15 protein-coding genes are annotated in these 12,675 nt (G+C 55.5%); 6 read left to right on the forward strand and 9 right to left on the reverse strand.

All coding sequences use genetic code 11. The features are described from left to right. Positions 1-22: 22 nt before the first annotated feature. The 4 genes from F617_RS0115550 to F617_RS0115565 are packed head-to-tail and all read right to left on the reverse strand — an operon-like array spanning position 23 to position 2,758. Positions 23-388 (reverse strand): helix-turn-helix domain-containing protein, encoded by a 366-nt coding sequence (locus F617_RS0115550; RefSeq protein WP_003516346.1) that lies wholly within the window; start codon positions 386-388, stop codon positions 23-25. After that, complete coding sequence (locus tag F617_RS0115555) at positions 385-954, reverse strand: Smr/MutS family protein (RefSeq protein ID WP_013635178.1); 570 nt, start codon at positions 952-954, stop codon at positions 385-387. The genes F617_RS0115550 and F617_RS0115555 overlap by 4 nt, the downstream gene beginning before the upstream one ends. After that, positions 951-2,063, reverse strand: a complete 1,113-nt coding sequence (locus F617_RS0115560) for a murein transglycosylase A (RefSeq protein WP_019565944.1) — start codon at positions 2,061-2,063, stop codon at positions 951-953. The genes F617_RS0115555 and F617_RS0115560 overlap by 4 nt, the downstream gene beginning before the upstream one ends. After that, on the reverse strand, positions 2,060-2,758 hold the full coding sequence (locus F617_RS0115565; RefSeq protein ID WP_003516349.1) for a Tim44/TimA family putative adaptor protein: 699 nt from the start codon (positions 2,756-2,758) through the stop codon (positions 2,060-2,062). The genes F617_RS0115560 and F617_RS0115565 overlap by 4 nt, the downstream gene beginning before the upstream one ends. Positions 2,759-2,899: 141 nt before the next feature. Between F617_RS0115565 and F617_RS0115570 the strand changes: the two genes are divergently transcribed. Next, positions 2,900-3,457 carry an FxsA family protein gene (locus F617_RS0115570; protein ID WP_019565945.1) on the forward strand — a complete coding sequence of 186 codons (558 nt, stop codon included), beginning with the start codon at positions 2,900-2,902 and terminating at the stop codon, positions 3,455-3,457. A gap of 99 nt (positions 3,458-3,556) precedes the next feature. After that, on the forward strand, positions 3,557-4,039 hold the full coding sequence (secB, locus tag F617_RS0115575; protein WP_003516359.1) for a protein-export chaperone SecB: 483 nt from the start codon (positions 3,557-3,559) through the stop codon (positions 4,037-4,039). A gap of 119 nt (positions 4,040-4,158) precedes the next feature. Here the strand turns inward: secB and dnaQ are convergent, their stop codons facing one another. The 5 genes from dnaQ to F617_RS0115600 are packed head-to-tail and all read right to left on the reverse strand — an operon-like array spanning position 4,159 to position 7,766. Then, positions 4,159-4,860, reverse strand: coding sequence for a DNA polymerase III subunit epsilon (dnaQ, locus tag F617_RS0115580; protein ID WP_019565946.1), 702 nt, complete (start codon positions 4,858-4,860; stop codon positions 4,159-4,161). Next, on the reverse strand, positions 4,853-5,461 hold the full coding sequence (gene coaE / locus F617_RS0115585) for a dephospho-CoA kinase (RefSeq protein WP_019565947.1): 609 nt from the start codon (positions 5,459-5,461) through the stop codon (positions 4,853-4,855). The genes dnaQ and coaE overlap by 8 nt, the downstream gene beginning before the upstream one ends. Next, complete coding sequence (locus tag F617_RS0115590; RefSeq protein ID WP_019565948.1) at positions 5,461-6,321, reverse strand: shikimate dehydrogenase; 861 nt, start codon at positions 6,319-6,321, stop codon at positions 5,461-5,463. Before F617_RS0115590 ends, coaE begins: the two co-directional genes overlap by 1 nt. After that, entirely contained in the window at positions 6,314-6,913 is a 600-nt protein-coding gene (locus F617_RS0115595; protein WP_019565949.1) for a Maf-like protein, read from the reverse strand. Before F617_RS0115595 ends, F617_RS0115590 begins: the two co-directional genes overlap by 8 nt. A gap of 31 nt (positions 6,914-6,944) precedes the next feature. Then, positions 6,945-7,766, reverse strand: coding sequence for a pyruvate, water dikinase regulatory protein (locus tag F617_RS0115600; RefSeq protein ID WP_003516369.1), 822 nt, complete (start codon positions 7,764-7,766; stop codon positions 6,945-6,947). A gap of 407 nt (positions 7,767-8,173) precedes the next feature. Between F617_RS0115600 and hemE the strand changes: the two genes are divergently transcribed. The 4 genes from hemE (at position 8,174) to mnmE (ending at position 12,618) form a co-directional block, all read left to right on the forward strand. Next, complete coding sequence (hemE, locus tag F617_RS0115605; RefSeq protein WP_019565951.1) at positions 8,174-9,208, forward strand: uroporphyrinogen decarboxylase; 1,035 nt, start codon at positions 8,174-8,176, stop codon at positions 9,206-9,208. Then, on the forward strand, positions 9,205-9,750 hold the full coding sequence (hemJ, locus tag F617_RS0115610; protein ID WP_026330887.1) for a protoporphyrinogen oxidase HemJ: 546 nt from the start codon (positions 9,205-9,207) through the stop codon (positions 9,748-9,750). Before hemE ends, hemJ begins: the two co-directional genes overlap by 4 nt. A 185-nt stretch (positions 9,751-9,935) precedes the next feature. Then, positions 9,936-11,201 (forward strand): transcription termination factor Rho, encoded by a 1,266-nt coding sequence (rho, locus tag F617_RS0115620; protein ID WP_013637014.1) that lies wholly within the window; start codon positions 9,936-9,938, stop codon positions 11,199-11,201. A gap of 85 nt (positions 11,202-11,286) precedes the next feature. After that, positions 11,287-12,618: a tRNA uridine-5-carboxymethylaminomethyl(34) synthesis GTPase MnmE gene (gene mnmE, locus F617_RS0115625; protein ID WP_019565954.1), complete on the forward strand. Its 1,332-nt coding sequence runs from the start codon at positions 11,287-11,289 to the stop codon at positions 12,616-12,618. The last annotated feature ends 57 nt before the right edge of the window (positions 12,619-12,675 follow it).

Raw genomic sequence — 12,675 nt, forward strand, 5'->3', positions numbered from 1 at the left:
TAAAGCAGGGGATAGAGGGGTTTCAATCGCAAGAACGGCTTTTTTGTAGCACCGCTGACAGTTCCTCTATCACACTCAGCGGCAGCTTGCGAATATCCCGCGCCAGCCGATTGGCAAAAGCCGTATATTGCGGCGGCAGACCGACCGTGTCGATCGCCACCTTGGGGTCGGAGGAGCCGGCGAGAAAGAACAATTCCTCCGCCTCATCCCAGATGATGTTGAAATATCCGGCGATGCGCTGGAGGAGATCGAAGCTCGGTTTGCCGCGTTTGCCGTGCTCCAGCGCCGAGAGATAAGCGGGGGAAACGCCGATTGCCGCTGCCATCTCCTTCTGTGTCACGCCCTTGCGCTCACGAAGCAGCCGCACGGCTTCTGCAAAGGGCGTCATGATTTTTCACCCTTGCGGCGCGCCAAACGGACATAGAGAGCGCCATCGCCGCCGTGATTGGCGGATGCATCCTCATAGGATGAAATCAAGTATCGATATTCCGGTTTGGCGAACCACATGGGCACGGCCCTTTTCAGCGCACCATCGCTGCCGATGGAGCGACCCTTGCCGGTGATGACGAGCACGTGCCGAAGGCCCCGTTCGTGCGCCCGCAATAGAAAATCGAGCAGAACCGCATGGGCTTCGCTCTGAAACATGCCGTGCAGATCGATACGGCCTTCCAGCGGCAACCGCCCGCGCGTCAACTTGCGCTTAACCGGCTTTTCCATCGGTTGATGAATTTTTGGCTTCTTGTCCGGCGTAAAGGGCGAAACGTCCACCGGCTCCGCGAGCATCCTAGGGAAGACGGCGTTTGCCGTTTGCGGGACGACAGGTTCCGCCGCGGCTTCCTCGATATCGTCGAAAGCCAGCAAATCCTCCAGCCTGCCGGAGATGGGTCGGGCTGTTCTTGCGACCTTACCCCACAGAATGCGTTCTTCCTTGCCAAGCTTTCGACTGCCCTTCATCGCCGATACCTTTTCGCAGCAACATGCGGCAACAGCATATAGAAATCGGCGTCGTTGCGCACTGTGCCTGCAAGTTCTCCGGCTTCAAAACCCGAGCCGGTGAAAATGTCGCCGCGTGCCGGGCCAACGATGGCCGAGCCGGTATCGAGCGCCAGCATCAACCGCGCGAAGGGCGTGCCATTATCCAGGTGGGTCAATGACGGCGCATGGATAAAGAAGGGAAAACCGAAGGTGTGGATGAGCCTGTCCACCGCAAGCGCCCGCCCGGCGACCAGCGGCACCTTGGCGGCGGCGATAGGTCCCATATCCAGGCCGGCAACATCAGCCTCCCGGAAAAAAATATAGGAGCGATTATGACATAGCACCCCATCCACCTCATCCGGATGGTCGGCGAGCCATTTGCGAATTGTCTGCATCGAGATCGTTTTCGGATCCAGTTCCCCACGATCCAGAAGCAACCGACCGATCGGCGAAAACGGATGCCCGGCCTTAGCGGCATAGGTGATACGTTTCACCTCTCCATCAGGAAACAGAAGACGGGCAGCACCCTGAACGTGGACGAAAAACAGATCGACCTTCGATCTCGCCCAGGCAATCTCAAGCCCCCTGCCCTGCAGATATCCTTCGTCGATCGCGCGGCGATCGGGAAAATAGGAAATGCCGTCCTCGCCCTCTCTGCCAAAAGCATAGGACGGATCAAAACCGCTCGGGCGATTTTTGTCGTCGATATCCACCAGCTCCGGTGGGCGGCGGTAGACCGGATACTTCCAGACATCGTCGCGGACTGACGATACCTCAAGCTCCGGTTCATAAAAGGCAGTTACAAAACCGCGTTTTCCGCCGGGTGGTGAAATTTTGAAAGGTACACAACTCGTCTCGAAAAACCGGCGGGCCTGCTGGGGACTATCCGCTTGTTCCTCATCGGCCAGTTCCAGAAGCGAGGCCAGTTCGCCGGCGGTGAGACCCAGCGCGCCGGTCCTGTAGGGTTTTGAATTCCGAAGATGTGACAGGATCGTCCGCATCGCCGGAAACAGCTTACGCGGATCGTCGTCCTGCCATCCCGGCAGATCACCGAAAGAAACTTCTTCGAACGAAAAGGGCGTATTCATTGCTCGGATTCAGTGGCGATCAGCTTCCAGTTGGGATCGCGCGAGCGGACATCACGCGAGAAGGTCCAGATGTCGTCCACTTCCGCAACCGCATCGGGATCGCCGTCCACCAGCTTGCCATCCTTGTCATAGGTGGCCGAAATCAACTGGCTGACTATTCTGAGCGTGATCTGCTCTTCGGAATCGCGGATACCGGCCTGGGTGATATCGGCCTTCTCTATTCCCACGAAAGTGGACTTGACCACCTCGCCGCGACTTTCCCGCTCGGAAATGGCCGCCTCGAACCCGTCGAAAACTTCCTTCGACAGAAGGTTCTTCAGCGTCTTGCGGTCACCATCGGCAAAACCCATGACGATCATCTCATAGGCCATGCGGGCGCCGTTCAGGAATTCCTTGGGGCGGAAGGTCGGGTCCTTGGTCATCAGCTCGCGCAGGGATGTATTCAAGGCAGTATCGACGGGCGCCAGAGCATCCGCCTCGGCAAAGCGGTTTTCGTCCTCAGCCTCAGAGCGTTTGGGCAGGGTCACGACCTTGTTATCGTCCGTGACGGGGCCTTTCGCGACATCGCGCGGCGTATAAGGGTCGAATGGCGGCTTCTCATTGCCGGTTCGGCGACCAAGAACGCTGCGCAGCTGAAGAAAGATCAGCACCGCTGCAACGAGAAAAAACAATGTGATAAAGTCGCTAAAGCCCATCTTTTACCAAAACCGCCATTTAAATTCAAAAACCTGAACATCATATAGTCTGCATCTTATCATCATTCAAATGTGCAGATTCAATCATCGGTGTTCTCGGGAACCGGCAATCTGCCAGAGATGCACACGCAAGGCTAGAAGATGCGTTTTTCCTTTCTCCCCATGGTCATCCTGATGATGCCAATCCTGGAAATTGCCGGTTTCATCATCGTCGGCAAGACAATCGGTCTGTGGCTGACATTGGCGCTCGTCCTGTTCACGTCGTTTCTGGGGTTGCTGATCCTGCGGCTCGGCGGCATCGGCATGGTGAGAAATCTTCAGGCCGCAGGTCGTACCGGCGCCCAGCCTGCCGATGAGCTGGTCAATGGCGCCATGCGCGTCGTGGCGGGCATCCTGCTGATCATCCCGGGTTTCATCACCGATATCCTCGGTCTCCTGCTTCTGTCGAAAACGGTGAGACGTTTTTTCTGGAATATCCTCGGACCCCGCGTCGTCGTGGCCGGTTCTTTTCGCCAGTCGGGTCAACCCGGCGGCCAGACCGGGCCGCAACCCGGTGACTTTTCCGGGTTCAGCAATGGTCAGGGAAATAAGGGTAGCTCCAAGGTCGTGGACCTCGACGAAGAGGAGTTTCACCGCGAAGGGCCCAAGGATTCTCCCTGGTCCCAAAAGCCGGATGATCGCAACCTGCCCAAACCCTGAAGCACGGCAAAGGGTTAGAGAGCCGAGAGCACGAGGGTTGTAAGGCTCAAGTCGAAATGATAGACCGCCTTCCACGAAATCACGCCGCGAGGAAACGTAATGACCGCTGAAAATGGCGCACAGGGCGCAGTTAGTCCTTCCCTCAACATTCTTACCCAGTACATCAAGGATCTTTCTTTCGAAAATCCGGGTGCTCCTCGTTCGCTTCAGGCTCGTGACAATGCGCCGTCGATCAACATCAATGTCAATGTCAACGCAAACCCGATTTCGGGTTCGGATTTCGACGTTGTGCTGACGCTGAATGCCGAAGCCAAGGATGGCGACAAGGTTCTGTTTGCAGCCGAGCTGGTTTACGGCGGCGTGTTCCGCATTGCCGGTTTCCCGCAGGAACATATGCTGCCGGTGCTGTTCATTGAGTGCCCGCGTCTGCTGTTCCCCTTCGCACGCCAGATCATCGCCGATGTCACTCGCAATGGTGGCTTCCCGCCGCTGATGATCGATCCGATCGATTTCGCGCAGATGTTTTCGCAGCGCGTTGCCGAGGAACAGGCCAGAGCCAAGGTTCAGGCCGTACCGAACTGAATTGCACGCGACGCCGCTCTTTTTAGAGTTCAGACCAAACAAAACCCGGGTTCATCGCCCGGGTTTTTCATTTGACGGTTCTCGTCATTTTTCAACGGCGCATCTAAGCGCCAGCGCACTTAATTCTGGTAACGGTTCCAGATCGCCTTGTCGCCCATGCCGAGAACGAGCTTGCCGTGCGCCGCGATGGTCTCCGCATCCAGTCTTGATGGTAGAGGATGGGGCCTTTGCAACGGCTCATTCGGGACATCATCATCCTCGATAGTGACCGATTGCTGTTTGGAGCCGGAACCGAAACCGAGCGCTGTCTGGCGCCCACCAATCATTTCTATGTAGACTTCGGCGAGCAGTTCGGAGTCGAGAAGCGCGCCGTGTTTGGTGCGGTGGGAGTTGTCGATCCCGTAACGCCGGCAAAGTGCGTCGAGGGAATTCGGACCCATCGGGTGCTTGCGGCGTGCAAGCGAAAGCGTATCCGTCACCAATTCAGATGAGACCGGCGCAATGCCGAGGCGGGCAAATTCCGCATTGATAAAACCCATGTCGAATGTCGCATTATGCGCCACCCAGCGAGCACCTTCAAAAAATTCGCGGATTTCGTCGACGACTTCGGCGAATTTCGGCTTGTCTTTCAGGAAGTCGTCGGTGATGCCATGCACCGCAAGCGCGTCCGGGTGAACCTTGCGATCTTCCGGGTTGATATAAATATGCAACGTGCGGCCGGTCGGAAAATGGTTGTTGAGCTCGATTCCGCCGATTTCGATCACGCGGTCCAGTTTCGATTCAAGGCCTGTGGTTTCCGTATCGAAAATGATCTCACGCATTTTTCTCTCCGTTGCCCGAACCGGCACTTAGTCTCTGCAGAATTTCTCTTACCTGATCCCGCGCAGCTTCGACACCATTTCCGCTATCGATGATAAAATCGGCGCGTCGGCGCTTTTCGGCATCGGGCATCTGCCGGGCCAATATCAATTCCAATTTCTCTTCCGTCATGCCGGGACGGGACAAAACCCGCTGGCGCTGTATTTCCGGCGCGCAACTAACAACGACTACTTTATCGACCCTCGTTTCCGCGCCGGTTTCAAACAGTAGCGGGATATCGAGAACGGCGAAATTTTGATTTTCCTCTCTCGCCTTACGGAGAAAAGCTTCCTGTCTTTCACGAACAAGCGGATGGACGATTGCTTCCAGCTTGCTAAAATTAGCCGGATTCTCCCTGAGGATGTTACCGAGTTCAAGACGGTCGACCGTGCCGGAAATGGTCGTGCCCGGAAAGGCGGCTTCGATCATCGGCACGGCTTCTGCTGAATAGAGGTCGTGCACAACCGCATCAGAATCGAGAACCGGTATCCCTTCCGCGGCAAACAGTTTCGCCGTGGTCGTTTTTCCCATTCCGATCGAGCCGGTGAGACCGATGACGATCATCAATGTTTCTCCATATCCTCAATGATGAGGCAACGAAGAGTGTCATCAACTTCCGGCGTTTTGCCGAACCATTTTTTAAAGCCGGGTTTTGCCTGATGAAGGAGCATGCCAAGCCCATCGACCGTCGCAATACCCTGTGTCTGCGCCATCTGGAGGATGGGGGTTCTCAACGGCACATAGACGATATCGGTTACAACAGCACTTGCAGCGAGCGGCGAAAAATCAATCTCGGGCGCTTCCGTTCCGTCCATACCCAGCGATGTCGTGTTCACAAACAACCCGGCGTCCTGCATGACTTCATGAAGCGCGCCTTGAGGATGAGAAAAAACCCGTGCACCGAAACGGTCGGCCATTTCACGGGCACGTTCGACCGTGCGGTTCAGGACATGGATTTCGGCAATGCCGCGGTCCCGCAGCGACTGAACGACGGCCCTGCTTGCACCGCCGGCTCCGAACACGACCGCCCGGTCGGTTTTCTCCCATCCGGGATGGCGCTCATCGAGATTGGAAACGAAGCCATAGCCATCCGTGTTGGTGGCATGCAGCCTGCCCTCTTCCATCCAGACGGTATTGGCTGCACCCAGTTCCTCCGCCAGCTCGTCGGGACTATCCGCCAACTTAAAGGCCGCTTCCTTGTGCGGAATGGTGACATTGCCACCCACCGCTGCACCAGGTCGCTGTTCCTTTAGTGCCGTGATGAAATCGGGGAAGTCATCGGGGGCAACCTCAATGGCCTTATAGGAGCCGGGTATCCCGAATTTCTTCAGCCAGTAGGAATGGATGATCGGTGACCGGGAGTGCTTGATCGGATAACCGACAACGAAGGCGTTTATAGTTAATGTTTCACGTGAATCAGCCATCGATGACATCCATGTCGCGCAGTTTCATTAAGAGAGGCAGAAGCGGCAGGCCAAGAATGGTGAAATAATCCCCCTCTATCGAAGTAAATAGCTGGATTCCTTCGCCCTCGAGCTGATAGGCACCAACACTGCTCAAGGCCTTTTCACCCACGCGTTGCAGGTGGCGGGAGACGAATTCGGCGCTCAAATTTCGCACCGAAAGCTCGGCACTGGAAATCGTCTGCCATACGACATCACCGCCGCGGGCAAGAACGGCTGCACTGTTCAGGCGATGAACCTTGCCGGATAATGAGAGCAGATGTGCTTCGGCTTCGGCCATGTTTTTTGGCTTGTGGTACACCCGGGCACCGAGCGCCATCGTCTGGTCGCATCCAAGAACGAGTGCTTGCGGATGCAGGGCACTTACCGCGAGCGCCTTGGCCTTGGCCAGTTCCAGCGCAACCTCTTCCGGCTTTGCGCCATTTTTTTCCAGCTGCTCGTCGAGCGCGCGCTCGTCAATATCCGCCGGGATTGCCGAAAAGGTCAGCCCCGCATTACGCATCAACATCTGACGGGATGCGCTGGACGAGGCGAGGATCAACTCTTGTTTCATCGACTATCTGCTCCGAATGGTGCGATCCGGATTATCGTGTCCTCGGGCGAAGGGCAAGGATTGCCGCGGCCGTTTCCTCTATGGAGCGGCGTGTAACATCGATCAGCGGCCAATTGTTACGGGCACAGAGCGCACGCGCATATTTCAGCTCTTCCATGATGGTGGCGCGATCCGTGTAGCGTCCGCTGTCAAATCCGCCGGTCGTGCCGAGTTCCCGGTTTTCACGAACCTGGGATATGCGGTCCGATGTCGCGACGAGACCAACGATCAAAGGACGGGTGGCGGCATAAAGGCTTTCCGGCAACGGCACGTTTGGAACGACCGGTATATTGGCGGTCTTTATGCCTCTGTTGGCGAGATAGATGCTTGTCGGTGTTTTCGACGTTCGACTGATCCCAATGATGACGATATCGGCTTCGTCATAGCTTTCCGGCATTTGCCCGTCATCATGGTCCATCGCAAAATTGAGCGCTTCGATCCGCGCGAAATAATCCGCGTTCAGCGCGTGCTGCGCCCCGACCCGCCGTCTCGAAGGTGCGCCGAGATAGGTCTGGAAAATGCCGATGATCGGTTCGAGCACGTTGACACAGGGCACCCCGATCGCGTGACAGCGCAAATCCAGGAACTCGGCCAGCTGCTGATCCACGATCGTATAAAGAACGATGCCCGGTTCCTTGTCGATCAGATCCACCACCTGGGCGAGCTGCTTCTGGTTCCTGATCATCGGATAAACATGTTCCACCGGCATCGAAGCGTGGAACTGCGCCGAGACGGCACGACCGGCCGACATGAGAGTCTCTCCGGTTGAGTCCGAAATCAGGTGCAAATGGAAGAAACTTTTTTTGTTCTCCACGCTGTTTTTCTCTCGCTGTTGATAAACCGGGACAAACTTCCGAATTGTTCCGCGGGCCGAGCCGCCTCGTGGATAAAGTGGGTTTTTTCCACAATCCGCAAGTGGCGTCCTTGCTATCAGGCATGCCTGTGAATTGTCTGGAAACTCTGAACTTGTTCAAAACTGTCCACAGATGATCCACAGGCAACGGCTTCAAAGGATATAACTTAAATCTCTGAAAATATTATATAAATATCTATTATCCAATTTATTGCCATGAAGCGATGAAATGCCGTGTTCAGGTATTGGCGCTTACACCCGACTGCGGCATATCGACTGGAAAGATTTTAATCCTTGCTACTCACCGACTCTAAGAAATAGAAAATCTTTTAAATCTCTTAGATTTTATTTTTTGGAAGTTGGGTGGCATGAGCGAGCGTAAGGTTTTAAAGGTGTTGAACGGGCAGACGGTCACACCTCCGCCCATATGGCTGATGCGGCAGGCAGGGCGTTACCTTCCGGAGTACAGGGAAACGCGAAAGAACGCCGGCAGTTTCCTCGATCTCTGTTATAATCCCGAACTGGCAACCGAAGTGACCCTTCAGCCCATTCGCCGGTTCGGTCTTGATGCAGCTATCCTCTTTTCCGATATTCTGGTGATACCGGATGGGTTTGATCGCAATGTTTCCTTCAGCGAGGGAAAGGGTCCGGCCATGGATCCGATCGACGCGGATGGCATCGACAGGCTGGATGCGAGCAATGTCATTGCGCATCTTTCGCCCGTTTTCGAAACCGTCTCACGCTTGCGCCAGACCTTACCGGATGAGACGACGCTTCTCGGTTTTTGTGGTGCGCCCTGGACGGTTGCAACCTACATGATTGCCGGCCACGGAACACCTGATCAGGCGCCGGCGCGCTTGTTCGGTTATCGGGAGCCGGCAGCCATGGAAAAGCTTCTTGCCTTGCTGGCTGAGGTTTCCGCCGACTACCTTGTGGCGCAGATTGATGCCGGGGCCGATGCGGTGCAGGTTTTCGACTCCTGGGCCGGGGTGCTTGGCGAGAAGGAATTCGAGGAATATGCGGTAAAACCCGTCGCCCGTATCATCGCTTCGGTGCGCGCTCGCCGCCCCTCCGCGAAGATCATCGCCTTTGCCAAGGGGGCCGGTTATCTTTTGAAGGATTATCGCCGCAAAACGGGCGCAGACGCCATCGGGCTCGACTGGTCGGTGCCACTCGGTTTCGCAAGGGACTTGCAGAAGGAAGGCCCGGTACAGGGCAATCTGGACCCCATGCTGATGGTGGCGGGTGGCAAGGCTCTGGAGGACGGTATCGACGCTGTGCTGCAGGCTCTGGGACAGGGCCCGCTGATCTTCAATCTCGGCCATGGCATCACGCCGCAGGCCGATCCTGAAAACGTTGCAAGGCTGGTGCAGCGGGTGCGTGCCGGCGGAGCCGGGGCATGAGCGGAGAGAAGCAGACCTCCGCCCGCTCAGGAAACAGGGCCGCCCTTCGCGCAGGTATGGCGCTTGGTGTCTTTGCCGCTTTTGTCGCGCTGTTGTTTTACGCCGATCCGGCCGATCTCTATCTGTGGATCAAGGCGCTTCATATCATCGCGGTGATTTCCTGGATGGCGGCGATTTTTTACCTGCCGCGCCTGTTCATTTACCACACCGATGCACCCACCGGTTCGCAGCAATCCGAAACCTTCAAGGTGATGGAACAGCGGTTGATCAAGGTCATCATGAACCCGGCGATGATGATCAGCTGGATATTAGGGCTTTATCTCGCATGGTCGGTTTATGGTTTTTCCGGCGGCTGGCTACATGCGAAAATCGCACTGGTGGTGCTACTAACCATCGCCCACGTCTATTTCACCCGCAGTGCCAAACGGTTCGCCCGGGATGAAAATATCAGGCCTGCCCGTCACTGGCGGTTGATGAACGAGGTTCCGACGGTACTGATGATCCTCATAGTCATACTTGTGGTTGTGAAACCCTTCGGTTAAGAGGTCGCAACGATAAATTTCGCGGAATTCGTGCTTTCCTCTTGCAGTAGCCCTATTCAATCGCTATTTTCGGACCACTCATCTCGTGGCATGTGAATTATTCAGTCATCTGCGGCTTCTCCCTCAGCATCTGATTCGCGAACACGCCCTCCCCCGACATTACATTATCAAACGGTCTTTCCTTCATGGCTGAAATGAAGCTTCAGGAACTTAAGAGCAAATCGCCTACCGACTTGCTAACTTTTGCTGAATCCCTGGAAGTTGAAAATGCGAGCACCATGCGCAAGCAGGAGCTTATGTTCGCAATCCTCAAGGTTCTCGCGAGCCAGGACATCGAAATTATCGGCGAAGGCGTCGTTGAAGTCCTGCAGGACGGTTTCGGTTTTCTACGGTCCGCAAATGCAAATTATCTGCCGGGTCCGGACGATATCTACATTTCGCCCTCGCAAATTCGCCGTTTCTCTCTGAAGACCGGCGATACTGTCGAGGGGCCGATCCGTGGACCCAAGGAAGGCGAACGTTATTTCGCGCTTCTCAAGGTCAACACGATCAATTTTGACGATCCTGAAAAGATCCGTCACAAGGTTCACTTCGATAACCTGACGCCGCTTTATCCGAATGAGCGGTTCAAGATGGAGCTGGAGCTTCCGACATCGAAGGATCTGTCGTCGCGTGTGATCGATCTGGTCGCGCCACTTGGCAAGGGCCAGCGTGGATTGATCGTCGCGCCGCCGCGTACCGGTAAAACTGTTCTCTTGCAGAACATCGCGCATTCCATCACGGCTAACCATCCAGAATGTTACCTGATCGTCCTTCTGATCGACGAACGTCCGGAAGAAGTCACCGACATGCAGCGCTCAGTCAAGGGTGAGGTGGTGTCGTCAACCTTCGACGAACCGGCTGTACGCCACGTCCAGGTGGCCGAAATGGTCATCGAAAAGGCGAAGCGCCTTGTCGAACATGGCCGCGACGTCGTCATCCTCCTCGATTCAATCACCCGCCTCGGCCGAGCTTATAACACGGTCGTTCCGTCTTCCGGCAAGGTCCTGACCGGTGGTGTGGATGCCAACGCGTTGCAGCGGCCGAAGCGTTTCTTCGGTGCCGCACGTAACATCGAAGAAGGTGGATCGCTGACGATTATCGCGACTGCGCTGATCGACACCGGCAGCCGCATGGACGAAGTCATCTTTGAAGAATTCAAGGGTACGGGTAACTCGGAAATCGTGCTTGACCGTAAGGTCGCTGACAAGCGTATCTTCCCGGCGCTCGATATTCTCAAGTCCGGTACACGTAAGGAAGACCTGCTCGTGCCGCGTCAGGATCTCCAGAAGATTTTCGTGCTTCGCCGCATTCTCGCGCCGATGGGAACGATGGATGCCATCGAGTTCCTGATCGACAAGTTGAAGCAGACCAAGACCAATTCGGATTTCTTCGAATCGATGAATACCTGATCCGGAGTTTTACCGGTTCCATCGACAAAGCTTTAAAGCCGCATCCGTTCATTCGGATGCGGCTTGACTGTTTTAACCGAGGTGAATGATGCCAGCTTCCGCCGATACCATTTATGCGCTCTCCAGTGGAGCATTGCCGGCCGGCGTCGCAATTATCAGGATCAGTGGGCCCGGCGCGTTCGAAGCCTTTGTCACTTTGACCGGTCGTGACCTTCCAGCACCGCGGCAGGCGGTTCTATGTTCGATTCGAAACCGAAACAATGAGATCATCGACCAGGCGCTGATGATTGTTTTCCCTGCACCAAATTCCTTTACGGGTGAGAACTGCATCGAAATCCACAGCCACGGCAGCCGTGCGGTTGTCGCATCAATTTTTGCCGAGCTCGAACTGCTCGAAGGATTTCGGCCTGCGGATGCCGGCGAGTTCTCCCGCCGTGCGTTTGAAAACGGCAAGATGGATCTTCTCGAAATTGAAGGTCTGGCGGATCTGCTGCAGGCTGAAACGGAGATGCAGCGGCGTCTGGCGGTTGAGCAGAGCACTGGTAAGCTGTCAGCGCTCTACGATGGCTGGGCAGGCCGGTTGACGCGTGCTCGCGCCCTGATCGAGGCAGAGCTGGATTTCGCCGACGAGGAAGATGTGCCGGATTCCGTTGCCGCGCAGGTGTGGGACGCGATGATGCAACTTCATAGTGAAATCATCAGCCATCTCCAGAACGGCGGAAGCAGCGAGATTATTCGTGACGGGTTCAAGGTGGCGCTGGTAGGGGAGCCTAACGCTGGCAAGTCCACGCTTCTTAATGCTCTGAGCGGCCGTGACGTTGCTATTGTCACTGACATTGCTGGTACGACCAGAGACGTGCTGAGCGTTGATATTAATCTCGACGGTTACCTGGTCCGCATATTCGATACGGCCGGAATTCGGGAGACGCAGGATGTGGTCGAAAAGGAAGGTGTGAGGCGGGCCGTTCTGACAGCGGAAACCGCGGATCTTATTTTGATATTGCAAGATAACGATTCGACTCCGAAACAATCCATCATTTCGCTGGAAAATGCTCGCCATTTGCATCTACGGACAAAAACCGCGATTTCCTCTTCTACAGTTGACGCTGTTTTTGATCTCGCCATCTCCGCCAGGGAAGGCACCGGTCTCGACGAATTGCGTTTATTGATCAAGCGAGAGATTGAAAGCAGGGTTGGTGTTGCGCAGACATTGGTCCCTGCCCGCGCCCGGCACAAAAAACGACTTGAAGAGACGCTGAACTATGTTAGTGATGCGCTCAATTCCGAGACCATGGACCTTGCGATAAGGTCGGAATATTTGAGACTCGCAGCAACATCGCTTGGACGCATTACTGGCCGCGTCGATGTCGAAGATTTGCTGGGCGTGATCTTCTCGGAATTCTGCATAGGAAAATGATTCACGTGAAACATTGGTGGCCAATACGGCAAAGCCGATGATTTGGGATAAGGCGCA

This window comes from Agrobacterium sp. 10MFCol1.1 (genome assembly GCF_000381165.1).
In the GTDB taxonomy this organism is placed as follows: domain Bacteria; phylum Pseudomonadota; class Alphaproteobacteria; order Rhizobiales; family Rhizobiaceae; genus Agrobacterium; species Agrobacterium tumefaciens.

Bases quoted from the DNA above. Each gene is read 5' to 3' on its own strand.
- F617_RS0115595 (WP_019565949.1), bottom strand. From the start codon at position 6,913: ATGAAACAAGAGTTGATCCTCGCCTCGTCCAGCGCATCCCGTCAGATG.
- hemE (WP_019565951.1), top strand. From the start codon at position 8,174: ATGAGCGAGCGTAAGGTTTTAAAGGTGTTGAACGGGCAGACGGTCACA.
- F617_RS0115590 (WP_019565948.1), bottom strand. From the start codon at position 6,321: ATGGCTGATTCACGTGAAACATTAACTATAAACGCCTTCGTTGTCGGT.
- F617_RS0115550 (WP_003516346.1), bottom strand. From the start codon at position 388: ATGACGCCCTTTGCAGAAGCCGTGCGGCTGCTTCGTGAGCGCAAGGGC.
- F617_RS0115565 (WP_003516349.1), bottom strand. From the start codon at position 2,758: ATGGGCTTTAGCGACTTTATCACATTGTTTTTTCTCGTTGCAGCGGTG.
- F617_RS0115570 (WP_019565945.1), top strand. From the start codon at position 2,900: ATGCGTTTTTCCTTTCTCCCCATGGTCATCCTGATGATGCCAATCCTG.
- F617_RS0115560 (WP_019565944.1), bottom strand. From the start codon at position 2,063: ATGAATACGCCCTTTTCGTTCGAAGAAGTTTCTTTCGGTGATCTGCCG.
- hemJ (WP_026330887.1), top strand. From the start codon at position 9,205: ATGAGCGGAGAGAAGCAGACCTCCGCCCGCTCAGGAAACAGGGCCGCC.
- coaE (WP_019565947.1), bottom strand. From the start codon at position 5,461: ATGATCGTCATCGGTCTCACCGGCTCGATCGGAATGGGAAAAACGACC.
- secB (WP_003516359.1), top strand. From the start codon at position 3,557: ATGACCGCTGAAAATGGCGCACAGGGCGCAGTTAGTCCTTCCCTCAAC.
- dnaQ (WP_019565946.1), bottom strand. From the start codon at position 4,860: ATGCGTGAGATCATTTTCGATACGGAAACCACAGGCCTTGAATCGAAA.
- mnmE (WP_019565954.1), top strand. From the start codon at position 11,287: ATGATGCCAGCTTCCGCCGATACCATTTATGCGCTCTCCAGTGGAGCA.
- rho (WP_013637014.1), top strand. From the start codon at position 9,936: ATGGCTGAAATGAAGCTTCAGGAACTTAAGAGCAAATCGCCTACCGAC.
- F617_RS0115555 (WP_013635178.1), bottom strand. From the start codon at position 954: ATGAAGGGCAGTCGAAAGCTTGGCAAGGAAGAACGCATTCTGTGGGGT.